Here is a 19,313-nt window from a genome sequence, read left to right on the forward strand (position 1 = left end):
GGCGTCACGCGAACGGCAGTTCTGTTGCTGACCACCCCGTCGAACCGCGCCCGCAGAAGATCAAGCGACAGGATCGCCTGACCATTGGGATTACCATAGTCGGAATAGATCGCTCCAACAGGCAATCGCAGCCCTGGCGCGAGGTCCACCAAGTCTCCAAGACCAAGGTCATCGCGGCGGGACAGCTGTTCATTGACCAAGGCCACTTCCCCTGCGGCCAACCGGGACCAAACGCCGGGAATCGTCTCTAACAAAGCCCAATTGTCCCGGTATGTCGCATGATCGACGATCCCGTAGACACGCGCCGGCAGGCCCCCGCTCCTGGCCTCGGCATAGGCAATCGGCAAGGAGGCATCGACCAGGGGCGCAAGAAAGGCTCGGTGTTGGTCCGCCTCTTCGTTCGAGCGGGCTGTGACATAGAGTTCTGACACAAGACGCTGGTTCAGCCATCCCAGGAAGGTTTCCCGGAAAGACCCGACCATGGTGGACACGCCGATATTTGCGGCCAGCGCCAGCAACAGCGCCATCAGGGCCAGCGATAGACCGGGCAATTGCTGGCGGGCATCGGCAACCGCCCATTCCGCGATCGGATCCTTCACGGCGCGGGACAGAACGGTCATCCCCGAGGACAAGGCGGCGGGAAGCGCCAGCGCCGCCCCCAGAAGCAACGCGCCAAGGCACAGGAACCCGGCTGCCAACCCATCCCCCCACAAGGCCAGCCCGAGGCTTGCGACGAAGAGCAACGCCGACGCGCCAGCCTGGAAGCGGATTGCCCGTGAAGACGCCATTGCCCAGGCCCGAGGCTGTGAAGGGGCAAGAAGAGGCATGCGCGCAACTTTCCAAAGCGACTGTGCGGAGGACAACCAGGCCCCAATCACTGCAATCGCCAGCCCGACTCCAGCCCAGACCGGGCGAAAGGCCAATGTTCCCTCGATCTCGGCCCCATAAAGGCTGCGCAGGGTGCCGGCGACGTCCGGTAACAGGGCAGAGGCCAGCGCGTAGCCCAGAACAATCCCACCCGCCCCGGACAGAAGCGCGATCAGGGTAACCTCCGCCAGGAGCACCGCAATCAGCCGGCCCATCGGAACCCCGAGGGCGCGCAGCGTGCGGAACACGGGGCGTCGCTGCTCGAAGGCAAGGCCGATGGTCGCATGAACGATGAAAAGCCCGACCGCGAAAGACAGAAACCCAAAGGCCGTCAGGTTGAGATGGAAGCTGTCCGTAAGGCGAGACAGGTCTTCCCCGGACCGGGCAGATTGCCTGAGAAGGGGGGTGACAGCCTCAAGCGGCGGCAAGCCCAGGGGCTGGTCCGGCAGGATCACCAGAAAGTCGGGATTGGACCTGCCCAAAAGCCGGGCAGCCACGTGAATATCCGTCAGCACCAGGCCGGGGGCGACCCTGTCGCTCTGCCGAAAGAGCGGAAAATCGCCAGTGTTAGAGACGTTTTCCGGAATGTCAGACACGAACGCAAGGCCACGCCCAGTCAAGAATGCTGTGGGGTCTTGAAGGGTCTCTCCGCCCTCTGCCGGAAGCATCTGGGGCGGTGCTGTCAGCGGGTCGACACCGATGACCCGCCATGTTTCTCCATCTATCGTCAGGCGCCCTTCGATCGCCGGGGTGACAAGCCAGCCTGCACGCCGAAGGTGCAGGTATTCCTCGATCTCGACGGGCCCGCCGCTTGCGGCAACCAAACGATCCTGCGCCGTGGCACCGAGCGTTGCTTCTGCTCGGGCATAGCTTTGACGCGCTTCCTCGTTGATCGCCTGCACACCCGACCAAAGGGCCGTTGCCAGGGCGAGGCCGAGCATCAACGTCACCAACTGGCCCTTGTGTCGGCGCCAATGAGATAGCAACGCGAGGAATACGGTCATCTACCCCGTCTCCAACCGACCACGCCGCAGGTGGAACCTTTTGTCAAAGCGCGCAGCCAGTCGGGTGGAGTGAGTCGCCATGATCAGGGCGGCCCCAGCCTCTTTCACCAAGGACATCATGAGGTCCATCACCGCGTCACCGGTGGTTTCGTCCAGGTTACCTGTCGGCTCGTCCGCCAGGATCAGGCGGGGCGCATTGGCAAGCGTGCGGCCAATGGCAACGCGTTGTTGTTGGCCACCAGAGAGCTGTTCCGGATAACGCCCGGTCAAGTCTGACAGCCCGAGCGCCTCGATCAACCGCCCTGTCAGGGCCGGATCGTGACGGCCTGACAGGCGTGCTTGGAGCGCGATATTCTGGATCACGGTAAGGGACGGCACGAGGTTGAACTGTTGAAAGACGAGCCCGATCTGGGTTCTGCGAACCAGGGCACGTGCGCCATCCCCAAGCGCCGTAATGTCGGTGTCATTTAGCCGGATTTCCCCTGAATCGGGTCTATCAAGGCCTCCGATCAGGTGCAGCAGCGTGCTCTTGCCTGACCCGCTTTCCCCCGTCAGGGCAACGGTCTGACCCGGAGCCACGTCCAACGAGATATCGTCCAGCACCATCACCGGACCCTCACTGGACGAATAGGTCTTCTTCAAGCGTGAAACGCGCAACATCGAGGCAGCCTTTCTTTCCCCATGATCTTGGTCCGGGGACGGTTGTTTCAAGTTGACCGGGCCGGTGGCGAGGCGCAAGGTGGCGCTGATGGTTTTCCAAGGGTGGCTCGCTGCCTGACGGAATGAAAAGGGAATGCGGTGCGGGGATAGCCCCAAAGCCGCAACTGCCCCCGCAACTGTAAGCGGAGAGCGCCCCCAATCGCGCCACTGGTCCAGGGACGGACCGGGAAGGCCGGGGATCGCACCGACCCGCAAGTCAGGAGACCTGCCATCGAAACCGAAACCCGAAGGCGGGGTGTCCTTTGTGGGGGTTTTCGTGGCCCTCCCGACCCGTCTGATCTTCCGCGCGGAGGGCGCAATGATCCTGACTGAAGACGGCTATCGCTATAGCTGCACCACCTGCCCCAAGACCGGTCAACCCTGCACCTTGGGCCTGCGCATGGCCAAGCAACTGGGCCGTGCCCTGAATGCTGGCGATCAAGCCATCGACGATGACTTCGAACTGACCGGGCATGGCCGGGCCGAAGGGCTCTGCGGGCAGAGCTGTGGGGTGGTTTATAGTGTCTATAAAGGAGGATTCAGGGTCTTTTGTGGCGTGTCGGAGGATGCGGATCCCAACCAACTGAGGCAGTTTGCAGATGGGTTCCTGTCCAATGGGCCAATCGGTTCAGGCCCTTTCCCCAAGGCGATGGTTCTAGGCCAAGAGGCAGTTCAATAGCGTTTGGAAATCACCCGAAAGCTCAGGCACGCAGCCCCTTGCGCGCCGGCGCAAGCAGTGCGGCAGATGCCAGGATAATCCCCGAGACCGTGGCGATCATGCCTGCGGCACTGACGGAGTCCTGAGCCCCGAGCCAAAGCGGCCCGTAACCGGCGAGGACGTAGCCAAGAACGGCCGAAAGCGTTGCGAACACAACGCTCCAGCCGACCTGAGTCCCCAACCTATGGGTCATCAGGCGTGCCGCGGCGGGTGGGCAGATGAACATGGCGATCACGATGATTGACCCGACTGCATCGAAAGCTGCCACCGCTGCCAGCGCCGATACCGCCACGAGCGCCATGCCGATCGTTCCGGTGCGCATGCCGATAACGCGGGCAAAGCCTTCGTCGAATGTCGAGATCTTGAGGGGTCGCCAGAAGAGCCAGATGAAACCGATCACGAACAGAAGGGTTGCAAAAATCCGGATCAGTTCGGGTGGCAATCCGGCGAGGGCGACAGGATCAACCAGCGACTGCCACCCAAGCGCATCGAGCCAGATCAGGCTTTCGAGGTTCCCCATCAGCGCGTGTTCCACGTCGAGATGGACGCTCGATGTGTCCGAACGTTCGAGCAGAAGCACACCCCCTGCAAACATGCTGGTAAAAACGACGCCCATGGCCGCACCCGGTTCAATTCGCCCGAGGCGGCGGATCACCTCGATCAGCGCGACAGCGACCAAAGCGGCCAGCGCTGCACCAATCATCATCGGCCATGTCGAAACAACCCCCGTCACGAGAAAGGCCGCAACGATCCCCGGCAGCACGACATGAGAGATCGCATCGCCGATCAGGGCCTGCCGCCGCAGGATCAGGAAGTTGCCGGGCAAAGCGCAGGCGATCGCCGCGAAAATGCCGATCAGGATGGGTGTCAAGCTGAGGGGAACAAACTCTTCTCCGCTCATGGTGTGACCCCCTTGGGATGGCCGATTTTCGTGTCTATTTCTGCCAGTTGGTCGGTCGTCACGACAGACTCGATCGGTCGCATCCCATCATATAGCGCCGCAGCGGATTCCTGGTCCGGCATGCTGCGCAGGATTTGCCAGCGCCGTTCATCAAGCAAGGCCTTGGCAGCCCGCGCGCGGCCCGGGTCCGTTGCCACGCCATCCGCGCGCGCCAGCCCTTCCCGTTTCAGGAGCCGGATCGTGTAGCGTTCATAGATCGGCTGCCCCTGCGCCATTGCCAGCAAACCTTGCCGAATGTGAACCCGGCGTTGGAAGGCCAGATGCGTCAGAACCGATGCAAGCACCCCTCGATTTGGGGCCAGAAGCAGCGACAAAACGAACGCGGCAAAGCTGCTCAGGACGATGATTGGGCCCGTTGGCAGATCGGGTGCAGAGGCCGAGATTGCAGCGCCCACATATCCCGACAGCCCCCCGAACACCCCGGCCAGCAGCCAGACCCGTTCGGTCTTGTCGGTCCAGAACCGTGCTGTGACTGGCGGAATGATCAGGAGCGCAACGATCAGGATCAGGCCAACGACCTTCAACCCAACGACAGTAACAGCCATAACCAGCCCCATCGTCGCAACATCCACGGCGCGGACACTAAGTCCCCTGGCTGCGGCATACCCTTCATCAAAGGCGACCGCGATCATCGGGCGACGCAGGATCAGCGTCGCGGTCAGAGTCAGCGCGCCCCCCACGGCAATCAACAGCGCATCGGCACGCAGCATGCCGGCAGTTGACCCAAGCAGCAGGCTATCAAGTCCGGCCTGACGGCCCGACTCCATCGTCTGGATCACGGTTAAAAGGACCACGCCGAAGCCGAAGAAGACCGACAGAACGGCCCCGATTGCGCTGTCTTCGGCCAAACGGGTTCGATGCGTCAGCCATTGAACAGCCAACAGCCCAAGCGCGGCGGACACGGCAGACCCGGTCAGCAGGCCTGCGAGATTCCGGCCCTCTCCTCCAAATGCAACCATCACGATGAATGCCAGCCCCACACCGGGCAGGGTTGCGTGGCTTATGGCGTCGGACACGAGAGACCGTTGTCGCAGGAACAGGAAAGTGCCGGTCACACCAGCTGCCACGCCCAACAACATGGCCCCAATGGCTACCAGGCTCGCATTATACCCAAGTTGAAGTGTCAGCGCCTGCCACAGCATGGATCACCCCGCGACCGGCAACCCGGTGACATGGGCCGTTGCAAGCCGCCCGCCATAGGCAGCCTGAAGCGTGTCTACCGTAAAGGCCTCGGTCACCGGGCCCTCGGCTATCTTGCGGGTGTTCAGGATCAGGACCCGGTCGAAGTAGTCGGGGACCGTCGACAGATCGTGATGCACGGCGACCACGGTTTTGCCTTCGGCTTTAAGGGTCTTGAGCACGGCAATGATCGCCTTCTCGGTCGCGGCATCGACACCGGCAAAGGGTTCGTCCAGTAGATAGAGGTCAGCCCCCTGTGCCAGAGCGCGCGCCAGGAATACGCGTTGCTGCTGACCACCGGACAACTGACCGATCTGGCGATTGGCGAAATCCTCCATCCCGACGCGGGCAAGGCAGGCGCGAGCATGGGCCCGGTGGCGTGGCCTGACCAGGCGCAAAAGCCCCAGTTCGCGCGACAGCCCCATTAGCACGACATCGAGAACGGTTGTCGGAAAATCCCAGTCGACACTGGCGCGTTGCGGGACATAGGCAATGCGGTGACGCTGCGCATCAAGCGGTTTTCCAAAAACGGTCACCCGACCTGACAGGGGCCGCAAGATACCCAATACTGCCTTTAACAGGGTCGATTTTCCGGCACCGTTCGGGCCAATGATCGCGGTCATGGATCCTTCGGGGATCGTGGCGTCAACGGAAAAGACCACGGGCTTCTGACCATAGGAAACGGTCATGCCCCGAACCGCCAGCGGATAGGGCGCGATGTCTTCGCGGTCGGGCAAATGACCTTCGGCGCTGGCGAGGGTGATCTGGCTCATATCCTACATCCCCGCAGACAGCTGCCCGGACATCCCGCGTTCGGGCGCGTCGCCACCAAGAGACCGGGTGATGATCGTGACGTTGTGGTCGATCATGCCAATGTAGGTGCCTTCGTAGCTTCCCGGCTCTCCCATCGCATCCGAGAAGAGCTCACCACCAATCCGAACCTCATGACCGCGCGCCGCCGCACCTTCGATCAGCGCCCGTATATTGCGGTCAGAGACTGAGCTTTCCACGAAGACGGCGCGGATGTTGCGCGCGACCAACAGGTCGACAAGCTCCGCGATCCGAACAAGGCCCGCCTCACTTTCGGTGGAGATTCCCTGGATCCCGAGCACCTCGAAGCCATAGGCCTGGCCGAAATAGTTAAACGCATCATGCGCGGTCAGCAGGACGCGGCTATCCTCGGGCACCGAGGCGAGAGCCTCCCGCGCATAGGCTGAAACAGTGTCTAACTCAATCAGGAAACTCTCTGCACTGGCCAGATAGAATGCCGCATTTTCCGGGTCTACCTCGGCCAGGGCATCGCGGATTTCGGCGGCAACATGCCGCCAAAGGTCAGGATCCATCCAGACATGGGGATCGAAGCGATTGTCATAATCCTCATGTGCCAGGAGAAGGTTTCGCGGCAGGGCCTCGGCGACCGCAACGACTATGCGCCGCCTGCCAAGGTCCTCGAAGAACTCTTCCATCTGCGCTTCGAGATACAGCCCGTGCCATAGCACAAGATCGGCGCGGGTCATCGCGACGATGTCGCTTCGGGTCTGGCGATAGGCGTGGGGATCAACGCCTGGGCCCATGAGGGCGCGCACGTCGACATGATCACCGCCGATCGCACGCGCGGTGTCGGCGATCATGCCCGTTGTCGCGACAACGGTGATCTGCGCAACGGCAGGAGTGATCAGAAGGTAGACGGCCGAAAAGGCCGAAAGCAGGCGGGTCAGCATGAATCTCACCATGGGGCCTAGTTGCAACTTATAATGATAACGATTCTCAAGAAGTCAATGCAGATGCGAGTCATTTGCAATTATGATCGGCCACTTCCCGCTGGACAGCTGGGCAAGGGCGCGCATGCTGAACGCAATCAAGCGGAGGGCACAATGTCATCGGGCCGTATCGAAGCGGTGGAACGCGCCATGTCAATCCTATCGGCCTTTTCCAGCCAGCGCAGGCGCATGACGCTGGCAGAGCTTGCCGAGGAAACCGGGATGCACAAAAGCACGGTTCTGCGGCAGGCCAATTCGATGATGCTTTACGGTTTTCTGACCCGTGACCCAGATGGGCGATACGGAATCGGCGCTTCCGTCTGGCGGCTTGGCCTGGTCTTCCGGCAGGACTACCAGCATGGTGCCGCGATCCGGCCCATCCTGAGGGAGCTCGTCAGCGAAACCGGGGAAACGGCCTCTTTCTATGTTCGCGCCGGGGAAGAGCGCGTTTGCCTCTACCGCGAGAACTCTCCAAACCTGATCCGCTACCACCTGGAGGAAGGAATGCGCCTGCCGATGGACCGAGGGTCTGTTGCCATGGTTCTGCGCCGCTTTTCAGGGGACGACGTGCCCGAGACCGTGACATTCAGCGCCGCCGGGTCGGTCGATATGGATGGTGGACGAAACCCGAATATCGCGTCGATTGCCACACCTGTCTTTGCCGGCGATGGCCGGTTGCTGGGGGCCCTTGCCGTATCAGGGCTCAGCGCGCGCTTTGTCGCCGAAAAGCGACAGGCAGCCTTGCCATTGATCGAACGCCATGCAGACAACCTTCGCCGCCAGTCCGGTCCGCAAGGTGATGGCGAAAACAGTCTCTAACATTGGATTATTGGCTATTCAGAGCCCCAATCGGCGCTTTGCATCTCACGCAGGCGCGAGGCGGTGCGCTCAAACTCGAAGCTTCCCGCACCTTCAAGATAGAGCCTTTCCGGCTCTTCCTCTGCCGACATGATCAACCGGGTCCGAGCCTCGTAGAGCGAGTCGATGAGGGTGACGAAACGCTTGGCCTCGTTGAACTTGGAGCTATCCAGTCTCGGCACGTTTTCCAGCACCAATAGCTTCACGGCTCCAACGAGCGCCAGGTAGTCGGCCGGGCCCAGGGGCTGCCCGCACAGGTCCCAGAATTCTGCCCGCGCCATGCCTGCCCAGTACCGCGGCAGGTGAACCTCTCGGCCCTTCACCTCCAGCACCAGTTCCTCGCTTTTGCCGCCGGTCAGATCACGCCAAAGCTCGTCTATGGCCTGGCGAGACTCGGCGTTGGCGGGGGCGAAATAGGTGCGTTCCCCCTCAAGGCGGTGCTGCCGGTAATCCGTCAGGCTGGTGATCTCGTGAACCTCCAGCTTGGTGTTCAGGATGTCGATAAACGGCAGGAAGAGTTGGCGGTTGAGGCCGTCCTTATACAGATCTTCAGGCGGGCGGTTCGACGTGGTGACAATGACGACCCCTGCCTCGAACAGCATTTCAAAGAGCCGCCCCACGATCATCGCATCGGTTATGTCGGTGACCTGCATCTCGTCGAAGCACAGCAGGCTGACGTCGCGAATAACAGCCTCTGCCACGGGCTTGAGTGCATCGTCCACACCGGACTTGCGCGCTTCATGCAGCCCCGACTGGATTTCCTGCATGAACGCGTGGAAATGCACGCGCCGTTTGCGGGCAATCCCTGCATGAGCGAAGAACAGGTCCATCAGCATCGACTTGCCGCGCCCGACGCCACCCCAAAGGTAAAGACCGCGCACGCCTTCGGGCACGACGGGTTTGAAGAAGCGGCCCAGGAAGCCAGAGGGCTTGGCCGGGCGGTCTTCGAGCTTCTCGCGCAGCTCCTCGAGCAACAGCAGAACTTCGCGCTGCGCCGGGTCCGGGCGCAGAAGGCCCTCGGCAACACGGGTGTCGTAGATGGCTTGCAGATGCTGAGACATGGGATGCTGGTAGCGCGAAGAGCGGGGGCTGATCCATAGGAAATCTGATCCGAAAGATCATGAGAACTGATTTGACAGGGCAGGATTGCTGACCGAATGTCGCGAGGCGTGAATTTGGACAGACCCCATGCCCCAGAAATCTCCGGTTTTTACACCCGTTCTGATCGGCGGGAGCCTGATCATTCTGCTGACCTTCGCCGTGCGCGCAAGTTTTGGCGTGTTCCAGATTCCGATCGCAGAGGAATTCGGCTGGCCGCGGGCCGAGTTCAGCCTGGCCATTGCCATCCAGAACCTGGCCTGGGGGATTGGCCAGCCCATCTTCGGAGCCATCGCGGAACGGTTCGGTGATCGAAAAGCGCTGATCCTCGGAGCAATCCTTTATGCGGGTGGCATCCTGTTGTCCGCAGGGGCCACATTGCCCATCCAGCACCAGTTTCTCGAGATTCTCGTGGGCTTCGGCATCGCGGGCACCGGGTTTGGCGTGATCCTGGCGATTGTTGGCCGCGCCAGTTCCGACAAAAACAGGTCCATCTCGCTTGGTATCGTGACGGCAGCCGGCTCTGCCGGGCAGATCGTGGGCGCACCCTTCGCTGAATTCCTGTTGAGCTTCACCAGCTGGCAGATGGTCTTCGTGATCTTCGCCGGTGTGATCATGGCAACGGTTCTGATCCTGCCCCTGCTGAAAGCCCCGCCCATGGCCAGCAAGGCCGAGTTGGAAGAAAGCATGGGCGAGATCCTGAAAAAGGCGTTCAAGGATCCGTCTTTCACGATGATCTTCGTCGGCTTCTTCTCCTGCGGCTACCAGCTGTCCTTCGTGACCGCGCACTTCCCTGCTCTGGTGACAGAGATGTGCGGGCCGATCGTGCCGGGGTCGATGCTCCACAATATCGGCATCACCTCTACCTCGTCCCTGGGCGCCATTGCGATTTCGCTGATCGGCCTTGCCAATGTGGGGGGCACGCTGCTGGCCGGGTGGCTGGGCAACCGCTTCCCGCGCAAGTACCTGCTGACGTCAATCTATGTCGGTCGGACCCTTGCCGCCGCGATGTTCATCGTCTTCCCGATCACGCCGATGACCGTCATCATCTTCTCGATCGTCATGGGTTCGCTCTGGCTGGCCACGGTGCCGTTGACCAGCGGCCTGATCGCCTATCTCTACGGGCTGCGCTACATGGGCACGCTCTATGGCATCGTCTTTTTCAGCCACCAGTTGGGCGGCTTCCTGGGCGTTGTTCTGGGCGGCTGGATGTATGACCTTTACGGGGATTACAACGCGGTCTGGTGGATCGGAGTGGGCGTCGGCGCGCTGTCGGCCGTGGTGCATCTGCCGATCAACGAGACACCCCTGAAGGAAAGGGCCGTCGCAGCCTAGGCCGGCGGACCAAGCTCTTGTGCAACCTGCGCAGGGTGGGTGTAGGGCAGGCGGTGATCGGCAGCGGGAAGCGTCACCTGCCGTGCCGACGGATTGAGCGCAGCAAGGCGATCCCGGCAGGGCAGGGGGATGACCCTGTCATCCGCCCCCCAGATTGCGAGTACGGGCACCTGCGTCTGGGCAATGCGCCCGTGCAGGTCGGATTGATCCACCGACAGGATCCCACGCTGCGCCGAGAGGATCGCGCGGGTCGTTCCCGCGACCGACAGTTCGTCAAGCGCGCGGGTGGTGATGGCATCCGCAACAGGGTCTGCACCGTCCCCTTCGCCATACCCCTTCCGCAGAAGCCTCGGCCCGAGCACCTCCATCACCCAATCCCCAACCAGGGGGCCCCTGGCGACGAAATCGGACAGCCCCCCGAGGGCAACGCCCAGCCCCGCCGGGGCAAGCAGCACAAGCCGTTGCACCCGGTCCGGGTTTTCCGCTGTGAACGCCGCTGAAATGGCCCCGCCCATGGAATACCCCATGAGGGAAAACCGCCCGGTCACACCTTCAGCATCCAGAAGGTCCCTCAGTTGGTCCAGGAAGAAGCGGGTGTCCTGCCTGCCAGCGGCCCGGTCCGAATAGCCACGCCCGAAGAGATCATAGGTCAGAACCCGGTAACCGAGGTCCGTCAGCAAGGGCAGAAGGGGACCCCACACGAAGGACGGCGTCGATAGCCCATGGACACAGACAAGGACGGGCCCGCCCTCTGGTCCGTGCCATTGGGCATGGGTCTGCCCCTGGGGAAGGGAAACGAGGTGGCCGGGCATGTCCCGGCGCAAGTCGGACACGTTCCTCCGCGCAAGGCGCGCAGCCAGATAGGCCCCCCCAAGCCCAAGCGCCAGGGCGCCGGAAATCAGCGCGCCTGCCATGCGTCCAGGATGTAGCGGCTGGTCATCAGGTCCAGATGCGCGCCACCGCCGTTCTTGAATAGCGTGATCTCATCTTGGCTGTGGCGCGTCATTCGGCCTGCATCCAGATCGTAGAAATCCGACAGGATGTCCGCCTCGGAAATCAGGCCCCGGTCGATCGGGTTCTGAATCTCGCCGATATGTCCAATGGTCGTGTCACGGCTGTCCACGTGGATCGAGCTTCGTCTGATCGCTGCGTCATTCACTTCGCGCATGTCAGGGCGATAGGCCCCGATGATGTCGATGTGCTGACCGGGCTGAAACCACTCTCCGTTCAGGATGGGCTCTGTCACCATCGTGGCAGAGGTCACGATATCCGCCATGCGCACGGCTGTTTCCAGGTCAGGTGAAACCTCGGTACCCGGATAGGCCGCGGCAAATTCCTCGGCCTTGCTGATGGTCCGGTTCCAGATCAGGAACCGTGCATCGGGGAAGAGGGCGCCGTAGGCCTGACGCAGGGAGTGCCCGACGGCACCGGCCCCCACGATCAGGATGGTTTCACTGTCCTCGCGGGCCAGCTGCATGGCGCCAAGAAGGCTGCCTCCCGCCGTCTTCCATTTGGTCACCAATTCGAAGTCGACCAGGGCCAGCAGCGACCCGTCCATATCCGAATAGACATTCACTGCGCCAAGGATCAGCGGTTTGCCGATGCCGGGATTACCAGGGAAGATGTTGGCGGTCTTGACCAGTGATCCGACCCCGTCAATCCAGGCCGCACGAGACAGAAGCGTGTCTTCGCCACGATAAAGCAGCGTATCGCCGATCTCTGCCTTTGGCAGGCGATGGCCCTCGCGGAAGGCTTCCATCAACCCGTGCCAATCCAGATGCGCCTCTGCCTCCGGTCCGATGATGTCGATGCTCATATGATGGCTTCCTCCTCGGTCAGCAGGTTATGCGCAACAAGGGCACGCGCAAGCCCTTCGGGGCCATTGAACAAATGGGTGGCCCAGCCCCTGTCTTTGGCGGCAGCGATGTTCTCGGGTTTGTCATCCGTAAAGAAGAGCGATGCCCCGGACAGACCTGAATCAGTCTCTAACAAGGCGTAAAAGGCAGGGTCAGGCTTGGCCATGCGATGATGTGCCGAGATGAAGGTGCGGTCGAATTCGGTCAGAAACGGGTAATGTTCACACGCGATTTCGAAGGTCTCTCGCCCAAAGTTGGACAGGGCGAAGACCGGAATGCCCCTTGCCTTGAGGGCGCGCAGCAAGGTCACGCTTGCCGGAATCGCGGGACTGGCCATGTCAATCCAGCGATCGTGCCAATGCCTTATTTCGTCTCTGTAAAGGGGGTTTTCGTCTGCGAGTCGATAGACCGAGCCCTGAAACGGATCGCCAAGATCGACCCGCAGATTCATGCGCTCCAGATCTACTTCGGCAAATAATGCACGCCGTCGATCCTGCCCGATCACACGGTCATAAAAGCCTTCCGGGTCCCAATGGATCAGGACCCGACCAATGTCGAATACAACGGCCTCGATGCTCATGCATCGACGCCGTAAAGCGCCTCTGCGTGGAACGAGATATGGTCTTCCATGAAGGTCGACACGAAGAAGTAGGAATGGTCGTAACCCGGCTGCATCCGCAACGTCGCGGGCTGCCGACGGGCGGCGATGGCTTCGGCTAGGGCCTCGGTCTTGAGAAGATCGCCGAATTGATCCGCGGTGCCTGTGTCGATCAGCACGGGCCCGGGAAAGCCCCGATCCCGCATCAACATGGTCGCGTCATGCGGTTCCCAAAGCGCGGTGTTGTCGCCCAGGTAAGCGGCCAGTTGCTTGCGGCCCCAATCGCTGTCCATCGGGTTGCAGATCGGCGCGAAGGCCGAAACCGAAGCAAACCGTTCGTGCAGGTTCATCGCGATGGTCAGCGCGCCGTGCCCGCCCATGGAATGGCCGGTGATCCCTTGCCGGTCCCGGTCAAGGGCGAAGCGGTTGAACACCTGCTCTGGCAGATCCTCGGTGATGTAGTCCCACATCTGGAAATGCTCGGCCCAAGGGTCCTGCGTGGCGTTGACGTAGAAGCCCGCCCCCTGGCCCAGATCATAGGCTTCGTCGTTGGGAACACCCTGGCCGCGGGGGCTGGTGTCGGGGAAGATCAGCGCAATGCCCTGTTCGGCGGCCCATAGCTGCGCCCCGGCCTTCACCATGGCGTTTTCATGGGTGCAGGTCAGGCCCGAGAGATACCAAAGAACCGGCACCGGGGCGTCCTCTGCCTCGGCCGGCAGGAAAAGACCGAAGGTCATGTCGGTGCCCGTGGCACTGGACGCGTGGCGATACACGCCCTGCGTGCCCCCGAAACAGCGATTTTCAGACAGCGTTTCCATCTTGGCCTCCCGGTTGATTGCCCCGGCAACAGGGGTAGCGCGGGCGATGGGGCACGGCAAGCTATCCGAGCAATGGCGAGACCCAGGCGATGACCAATGACACGGTCACGATGGAGATGGCTGTCGAAATCAGGATCGAAGCCGACACGCGCTGCGGGGCCACACCATAATGCTGTGCAAGGATGTAGACATTGCCTGCCACGGGCAGGGACGATGCCGCGATCATCACGGCCGCGTCGAACGGGGCAACGGGGAACAGAACGAGGGCCGCCAGCGCGACGGCGGCGGGGTGCAGGATCAGTTTGCAAAAACTGAGCCAGCCCGCGACTGACATTCGCTCCGCAGATTTACCTGCAAGCGACGCGCCGATGGCAAAAAGAGCACCGGGCGTGGCAGCCGCGCCCAACAGCCCCAGGAAGTCATTCACAACTTCTGGGATCGGAACAGAAGCAGCCGAGAAGGCGAGTCCGAGGGCAATCGACACGATCATGGGGTTCTTCAGCAGGCCCTTGCCGACGGTGCCCAGAACGGTGGCAGACATGCGCCCGTCACGCGTGCCGGTGATCAGGATTGTGATCAGGCTGGAAAACACGATGAGGTCGATTGCCAGCACCATAAGCACCGGCCCGGCCGCATCGGGCCCCATCAGGACCACCAGCATGGGAACGCCCAGGAACCCCGTGTTCCCGATGACAGAGCATTGCGCTTCGACCGCGGCTTCCTGCAACCCGACCCTGCGGAACAGGGCAACGGCGGTGGCCAGCAGATAGACGACACCGCATCCCCAAAGGTAGGCCGCCACGAACCACCAGTCGAAGACCTCCGACAGAGAGAGATTTGCCGAAAAGCGGAACAGCATGGCCGACAGGGCGAAGTAGAAGACGAACTTGGTCAAGTAAGCCGTTGCCTCGGGCGTGAAGAAACCCGTGCGCCCGGATTGGAACCCCAACCCGATCAGCGCGAAGAACGGCAATGTCTTCAAAAAGATCTCGACCATGACGACACCGCTAGGGGAACTGCGAGGGACTGTCCAGCGTGGCCATCGCTTGATGAACTAAACCGGTCAGTCTATCTTTAACCTTCGTGGAGGATCCTCGATGAACATCAATGCACCCCTGAAGAAAGGCCGCAAGTACGACCAGGTTCTGGCCGGTGCACGCGAGGTGTTCCTGCGGGAGGGATTCGAGGGGGCAAGTGTCGATCAGATTGCCCGGGATGCCGGCGTGTCCAAGGCTACGCTTTATAGCTATTTTCCAGATAAACAGGCCCTGTTCATGGCTGTTCTGACCTCTCAGTGTCAGATGCAGTCCGAACAGGCGATGGGGATCGAGATACTTCAGCGGCCCGTGCCCGAGGCGCTTTATTCCATCGCACGCTCGTTTCTCGACTTCCTGATGTCGGACTTTTCGGTCGAGGTGTTCCGGGTCTGCGTCGCCGAATCGGCGCGTTTTCCGGAACTGGGCCGCGCCTTCTACGACAGCGGGCCCAAGCTGGTGCTGGACCAGATCGCCGACTACCTGGCCAGCGAGCGCGTGCAACGGGACCTGGATATTGCCGATCCCTACATGGCAGCCGACCAGTTTCTTCAGCTCTGCCGGGCCGACATGTTGCTGCGTAAGATTTTCAGTATCGAAACGAGCGCCGCGCCCGAAGACATGGATCGGGTCGCCCGCGAGACCGTGGCGACCTTCCTGGCCCGATACCAGCGGCGCTGATCAGTCCACCCGGCGCACCAAAAGCTGATTGTTGTCACCGCGTCGCGTTTCGAGCGTTTTCACGTCAGACACGAGATCGGACAGTTTGCGCTTGCCATAGCTGCGCGTGTCGAAATCCGGGTTCGCGGCTTGTATCTGCTGGCCCAATGCCCCGAGGCTGAACCAGTCGCTTTCCTGATCAAGCGAATCCATCGCGCGATAAATCAGATCGCGCAGTTCAGTCAGCTTGGCTGCCGGCTTGCGGCCCTCCTGGGGCGCATCTGACCCGCCCTCGAGGTTCTCGATGAAGATGAACCTCTTGCAGGCCTTACGGAATGCCTCTGGCGTCTTTTTCTGGCCGATCCCGAAAACCTCCAGCCCCTGTTCGCGGATTCGACTGGCAAGGCGGGTGAAATCGCTGTCGGAACTGACCAGGACGAACCCGTCGAACCGGGCGGTATGCAACAGGTCCATCGCGTCGATCACAAGCGCGATGTCGCTGGCATTCTTACCCACGGTGTTGGCCGGCTGATGGAAGGGCACCAGCCCGTGTTCGGCCTGCACCCGGTTCCAGCCTGCCATCTGTTGCGACGAGAAATCCCCGTAGATGCGCCGGACGCTGGCCTCGCCGAAGCGCGCGATTTCGTCGAAAATCGCCTTGGCGTGCTTGGGCGACGTGTTGTCAGCATCGACCAGCACGGCCAGCAGCGGGGTTGGGGTCTGGGTCACGGGGGCAGGATCCTTTGGTCGGCAATCAAGGTCAGAGTTTGGCAGTGTCATGTCTGGCAGGCAGGATGACGCCGCCAGCCCTGGTTGTCGAGGAGCGATCCTGACCAGGCCTAGTCGCAGGAAATGGCAGAAGCGATATTGTCTGCGATGTCGACCGCGCGATCCCGGTCCGCGCCAATCGGGAAGGACAGGAAACCCTCGGTGAACGGGTAGGGGACCGAGGCCGCGATCAGGATTTCACCACAGCTGGAAATCTGGATCTCTCCGCCCACATTCCGTGTCGTCGTTTCGGCAAGCCATGACGTTGCCTCCGGGCCAAGTTCCAACGCGAGCGACAGGATAGCGCTTCCTTCATTGGCCAGCAGCTGTGTGCGCGCGATACCTGGGGGCCAGATATACATCTCTTCCCCGGCAACGGCGATGTGCAGGCCGGGGTCACGCGGCGGCAGTGGGTTGGCGGCTGGCGGCGGGGCCAGTGCAACCTCGGGCAGCGTCACCGCATCACAACTGACCTCGCCTTGCAGAATAGGCGCGGCGGCGGTCGCAAAGTCCGCACTGCCTGTTGGAATCTCGATATAGCCGTTCTGAATGGGTGCCGGCACCGTAAACGGGTTCAGTCTGACGCCGCAGATCGACACCTCGATGGCCTGTGCGGGTGCGTTCGCGGTGTAGTCCGCGATGACGGGGACAAAACCTGCATCCGCGATCACCACCAACAGATCCCCACGGGCAGCAACGGCCATGAAGGCCGACGGTGTGGCCATCACTGTATCTCCGGGAATACCAAGCTGCAGCACCGGTTCTGACTGCGCGTGAAGGGGGGGTCGCACAAAGGCAAGCGGCCAATGGCAGCCAGCGAAACAAAGATATCGTCATGAAAACTCCTACTCGTAACGAAATGTGCCTGGTGAAGTCAGCCTATCCACACGGAACTTGACCGGCGATGCGCCCGGCCAGTGTGGTAGCCTCCTCCATTGAAAATCCTCCCGAGATCAGGAGAGATCCGCCTGTAATCGGCTCTCGCACCGTTGGGGACATCAGGACATCTCCACATACGGCGAGGTCCAGTTGCTGATTGAGATGCGCAGTGGTGACCTGCGCCAGAAGCACTGCCCCTTCGGCAGAAAGCTCCAGTTCGACAACGGGGGTTCCGGTAAATTCGCCAGTGCGCGCAACAACCGATGCGATCTGGTCCACCGGGATGGTGTAGATTTGCCCCTGAGCCGTCAGAATGATTTCCGCGCCGCCGGGCATCGGCTCGCTCGACGCATTGCTACTCAACCCCACAACCAGGGCAAGCAGCATCTGAAGCAGTCCGAATCCACCCACGGTCCGACCCTTTCAAGTGCCCTGTCGACCGAAGGGGGCTTACTTGTTTCCACCCGGTGCAGGCATCGGTCCACCGGCCACCTGCTGGTTCCAGATGTCTTCCAGACGACCGGCGATCGTATCGCGCGCGTCATTGTCGGAATCGCTGTTGTAGACGATCAGGAACGGCGCAACGACACCGGCTTCGATCGGGCAGATGAAAAGGGCGTCCACCACGTCACCGCGCAGGTCATACCCGCCGATCGTCCACTCACTCCGGCCCGTGAACCCGTCGCCACCATAAGCCGCGCGGTAAGCATCCACCGTCGCTTCGGCCAGCCGCATGCATTCAGCACGTTCATCGACGGTTCCAAGGTCCGTCACGGTCCAGCCTTCTGCACTGGCCACCGTGGCAGCAAGTGCGATTCCAAGCCCAGAAACAAGAGCGGTCATCTTCATGAAAACATCCTCCGATTGAAAAGGAGTGACCGGGCCGCCGAGTCGCGGCCCGGTCTTGAGGTCAGTATACCACGACCGAACGGATCGACTCGCCTGCATGCATCAGGTCGAATCCCTTGTTGATGTCGTCGAGTGACAGGGTGTGCGTGATCATCGGATCGATCTCGATTTTTCCGTCCATGTACCAGTCAACGATCTTGGGCACATCGGTCCGGCCGCGCGCGCCGCCGAAGGCTGTGCCCCGCCAAACGCGGCCTGTGACCAGCTGGAAGGGACGGGTCGATATTTCGGCGCCTGCCGGAGCGACGCCGATGATGATCGATTCCCCCCACCCCTTGTGTGCGCACTCCAGAGCATCACGCATCACCTGCACGTTGCCTGTTGCGTCGAAGGAATAATCAGCGCCGCCGCCGGTCAGCTCCACGAGGTGATTGACGATGCTGCCATCAACATCCTTGGGGTTGACGAAATCGGTCATGCCGAAACGCTTGGCCATCTCGGCCTTGTCGGGGTTCAGGTCGACGCCGACGATCTGATCGGCCCCGGCCATGCGCAGCCCCTGGATCACGTTCAGACCGATCCCGCCAAGCCCGAACACCACCGCGCGCGCGCCGATTTCCACCTTGGCCGTATTGATCACTGCGCCAATGCCGGTGGTCACGCCACAGCCGATGTAGCAAATCTTGTCAAACGGAGCGTCCTTGCGGACCTTCGCCAGGGCGATTTCCGGCAGAACCGTGTGGTTCGAGAAGGTCGAACACCCCATGTAGTGAAGGATCGGCGTGCCATCGAGCATGGAAAAGCGCGTGGTTCCGTCCGGCATCAGCCCCTGGCCCTGGGTGGCGCGGATCGCCTGGCAAAGGTTGGTCTTTCCACTCAGGCAGTATTCGCATTCCCGGCATTCCGGCGTGTAGAGCGGAATGACATGGTCACCCGGCTTGAGGCTTTTGACGCCCGGCCCGACCTCGACAACCACCCCGGCCCCCTCATGGCCAAGAATGGCCGGGAACATGCCTTCAGGGTCCGCGCCCGAAAGAGTGAATTCATCGGTGTGGCAGATGCCGGTGGCCTTGATCTCGACCAGAACTTCGCCCTCTTTCGGACCGTCGAGATTGACCTCCATGATTTCCAGCGGCTTTCCCGCCTCCAATGCTACCGCTGCCCGCGTGCGCATGTTCTTCACCTCCCTGGCGTTTCGGTTTGACCCGAGCCTGTGGCAAAGCTGCGTCGGATTCAATGGAAGAGGCGATAAGGAGAGGCAGAAATTCGGCACACTCTGGCACGGATCGGCATGCTGTGGCCAAAGCTATGGGGGCGATCCACCTGATGGCTTGCACATTCAGCGGATTCCCCCTATATCGCGGATCAACAG

The 19,313-nt window shown here is 61.5% G+C and carries 21 protein-coding genes and 1 riboswitch; of the genes, 4 read left to right on the plus strand and 17 right to left on the minus strand.

The annotated features are described in order from the left end of the window. Both ACEQXV_RS18410 and ACEQXV_RS18415 read right to left on the minus strand, forming a co-directional pair. Positions 1-1,871: ABC transporter permease (locus ACEQXV_RS18410; protein ID WP_370270385.1), on the minus strand; the 1,871-nt coding region annotated here is incomplete at its 3' end. Next, positions 1,872-2,531 (minus strand): ABC transporter ATP-binding protein, encoded by a 660-nt coding sequence (locus ACEQXV_RS18415; RefSeq protein ID WP_370270406.1) that lies wholly within the window; start codon positions 2,529-2,531, stop codon positions 1,872-1,874. 72 nt (positions 2,532-2,603) lie between these two features. Further along, positions 2,604-2,819: riboswitch (cobalamin riboswitch) on the plus strand. Positions 2,820-2,889: 70 nt separating this feature from the next. Here ACEQXV_RS18415 and ACEQXV_RS18420 point away from each other — a divergent pair. Next, positions 2,890-3,249, plus strand: a complete 360-nt coding sequence (locus ACEQXV_RS18420) for a hypothetical protein (protein WP_370252170.1) — start codon at positions 2,890-2,892, stop codon at positions 3,247-3,249. A gap of 22 nt (positions 3,250-3,271) precedes the next feature. Here ACEQXV_RS18420 and ACEQXV_RS18425 read toward each other — a convergent pair whose 3' ends face one another. Genes ACEQXV_RS18425 through ACEQXV_RS18440 form a run of 4 tightly spaced genes read right to left on the minus strand, consistent with a single transcriptional unit; the run spans position 3,272 to position 7,149 of the window. Next, on the minus strand, positions 3,272-4,189 hold the full coding sequence (locus ACEQXV_RS18425; protein WP_370252172.1) for a metal ABC transporter permease: 918 nt from the start codon (positions 4,187-4,189) through the stop codon (positions 3,272-3,274). Next, positions 4,186-5,391 carry a metal ABC transporter permease gene (locus ACEQXV_RS18430; RefSeq protein ID WP_370270387.1) on the minus strand — a complete coding sequence of 402 codons (1,206 nt, stop codon included), beginning with the start codon at positions 5,389-5,391 and terminating at the stop codon, positions 4,186-4,188. The genes ACEQXV_RS18425 and ACEQXV_RS18430 overlap by 4 nt, the downstream gene beginning before the upstream one ends. 3 nt (positions 5,392-5,394) lie before the next feature. Next, a complete protein-coding gene (locus ACEQXV_RS18435) occupies positions 5,395-6,201 on the minus strand; it encodes a metal ABC transporter ATP-binding protein (RefSeq protein ID WP_370252176.1) in 807 nt (268 codons plus the stop codon). A 3-nt stretch (positions 6,202-6,204) separates the two neighbouring features. Further along, entirely contained in the window at positions 6,205-7,149 is a 945-nt protein-coding gene (locus ACEQXV_RS18440; RefSeq protein WP_370270388.1) for a metal ABC transporter solute-binding protein, Zn/Mn family, read from the minus strand. A gap of 153 nt (positions 7,150-7,302) precedes the next feature. Here ACEQXV_RS18440 and ACEQXV_RS18445 point away from each other — a divergent pair, with 153 nt between their 5' ends. Continuing rightward, on the plus strand, positions 7,303-8,007 hold the full coding sequence (locus tag ACEQXV_RS18445) for an IclR family transcriptional regulator (protein ID WP_370252178.1): 705 nt from the start codon (positions 7,303-7,305) through the stop codon (positions 8,005-8,007). A gap of 14 nt (positions 8,008-8,021) precedes the next feature. On the opposite strand, the gene zapE is transcribed toward ACEQXV_RS18445, so the two are convergent. Then, complete coding sequence (gene zapE, locus ACEQXV_RS18450) at positions 8,022-9,107, minus strand: cell division protein ZapE (protein WP_370270390.1); 1,086 nt, start codon at positions 9,105-9,107, stop codon at positions 8,022-8,024. Positions 9,108-9,234: 127 nt separating this feature from the next. Here zapE and ACEQXV_RS18455 point away from each other — a divergent pair, with 127 nt between their 5' ends. Beyond that, on the plus strand, positions 9,235-10,479 hold the full coding sequence (locus ACEQXV_RS18455) for an MFS transporter (RefSeq protein ID WP_370252181.1): 1,245 nt from the start codon (positions 9,235-9,237) through the stop codon (positions 10,477-10,479). On the opposite strand, the gene ACEQXV_RS18460 is transcribed toward ACEQXV_RS18455, so the two are convergent. The 5 genes from ACEQXV_RS18460 to ACEQXV_RS18480 all read right to left on the minus strand — a co-directional run bounded on the left by ACEQXV_RS18460 (position 10,476) and on the right by ACEQXV_RS18480 (position 14,748). Beyond that, positions 10,476-11,393 (minus strand): alpha/beta fold hydrolase, encoded by a 918-nt coding sequence (locus ACEQXV_RS18460; protein ID WP_370270391.1) that lies wholly within the window; start codon positions 11,391-11,393, stop codon positions 10,476-10,478. The two genes, ACEQXV_RS18455 and ACEQXV_RS18460, sit on opposite strands and share 4 nt — an antisense overlap. Continuing rightward, the gene (locus ACEQXV_RS18465) at positions 11,378-12,295 is read right to left on the minus strand and encodes an ornithine cyclodeaminase family protein (RefSeq protein WP_370270393.1); all 918 of its coding nucleotides are present in this window, start codon (positions 12,293-12,295) and stop codon (positions 11,378-11,380) included. Before ACEQXV_RS18465 ends, ACEQXV_RS18460 begins: the two co-directional genes overlap by 16 nt. Continuing rightward, a complete protein-coding gene (locus ACEQXV_RS18470) occupies positions 12,292-12,915 on the minus strand; it encodes an HAD-IA family hydrolase (protein WP_370252187.1) in 624 nt (207 codons plus the stop codon). The genes ACEQXV_RS18465 and ACEQXV_RS18470 overlap by 4 nt, the downstream gene beginning before the upstream one ends. Continuing rightward, positions 12,912-13,751 (minus strand): S-formylglutathione hydrolase, encoded by an 840-nt coding sequence (fghA, locus tag ACEQXV_RS18475; RefSeq protein WP_370252189.1) that lies wholly within the window; start codon positions 13,749-13,751, stop codon positions 12,912-12,914. Before fghA ends, ACEQXV_RS18470 begins: the two co-directional genes overlap by 4 nt. 61 nt (positions 13,752-13,812) lie before the next feature. Next, a complete protein-coding gene (locus ACEQXV_RS18480; RefSeq protein ID WP_370270394.1) occupies positions 13,813-14,748 on the minus strand; it encodes an AEC family transporter in 936 nt (311 codons plus the stop codon). 100 nt (positions 14,749-14,848) lie between these two features. On the opposite strand from ACEQXV_RS18480, the gene ACEQXV_RS18485 reads away from it, so the two are divergent. Beyond that, positions 14,849-15,466: a TetR/AcrR family transcriptional regulator gene (locus tag ACEQXV_RS18485; RefSeq protein ID WP_370270395.1), complete on the plus strand. Its 618-nt coding sequence runs from the start codon at positions 14,849-14,851 to the stop codon at positions 15,464-15,466. Here ACEQXV_RS18485 and ACEQXV_RS18490 read toward each other — a convergent pair whose 3' ends face one another. The 5 genes from ACEQXV_RS18490 to ACEQXV_RS18510 all read right to left on the minus strand — a co-directional run bounded on the left by ACEQXV_RS18490 (position 15,467) and on the right by ACEQXV_RS18510 (position 19,115). Further along, positions 15,467-16,174 carry an NYN domain-containing protein gene (locus ACEQXV_RS18490; protein WP_370270397.1) on the minus strand — a complete coding sequence of 236 codons (708 nt, stop codon included), beginning with the start codon at positions 16,172-16,174 and terminating at the stop codon, positions 15,467-15,469. A gap of 110 nt (positions 16,175-16,284) precedes the next feature. Beyond that, positions 16,285-16,938: a hypothetical protein gene (locus ACEQXV_RS18495; protein ID WP_370270399.1), complete on the minus strand. Its 654-nt coding sequence runs from the start codon at positions 16,936-16,938 to the stop codon at positions 16,285-16,287. Positions 16,939-17,092: 154 nt separating this feature from the next. Next, a complete protein-coding gene (locus tag ACEQXV_RS18500) occupies positions 17,093-17,479 on the minus strand; it encodes a hypothetical protein (protein WP_370270400.1) in 387 nt (128 codons plus the stop codon). Between the two features lie 63 nt (positions 17,480-17,542). Then, complete coding sequence (locus ACEQXV_RS18505; RefSeq protein ID WP_370251191.1) at positions 17,543-17,941, minus strand: hypothetical protein; 399 nt, start codon at positions 17,939-17,941, stop codon at positions 17,543-17,545. Between the two features lie 61 nt (positions 17,942-18,002). Beyond that, a complete protein-coding gene (locus ACEQXV_RS18510; protein WP_370251190.1) occupies positions 18,003-19,115 on the minus strand; it encodes an S-(hydroxymethyl)glutathione dehydrogenase/class III alcohol dehydrogenase in 1,113 nt (370 codons plus the stop codon). Between the last annotated feature and the right edge of the window lie 198 nt (positions 19,116-19,313).

Origin of the sequence: Nioella sp. (assembly GCF_964229645.1) — a bacterium.
Lineage (GTDB): Bacteria > Pseudomonadota > Alphaproteobacteria > Rhodobacterales > Rhodobacteraceae > Nioella.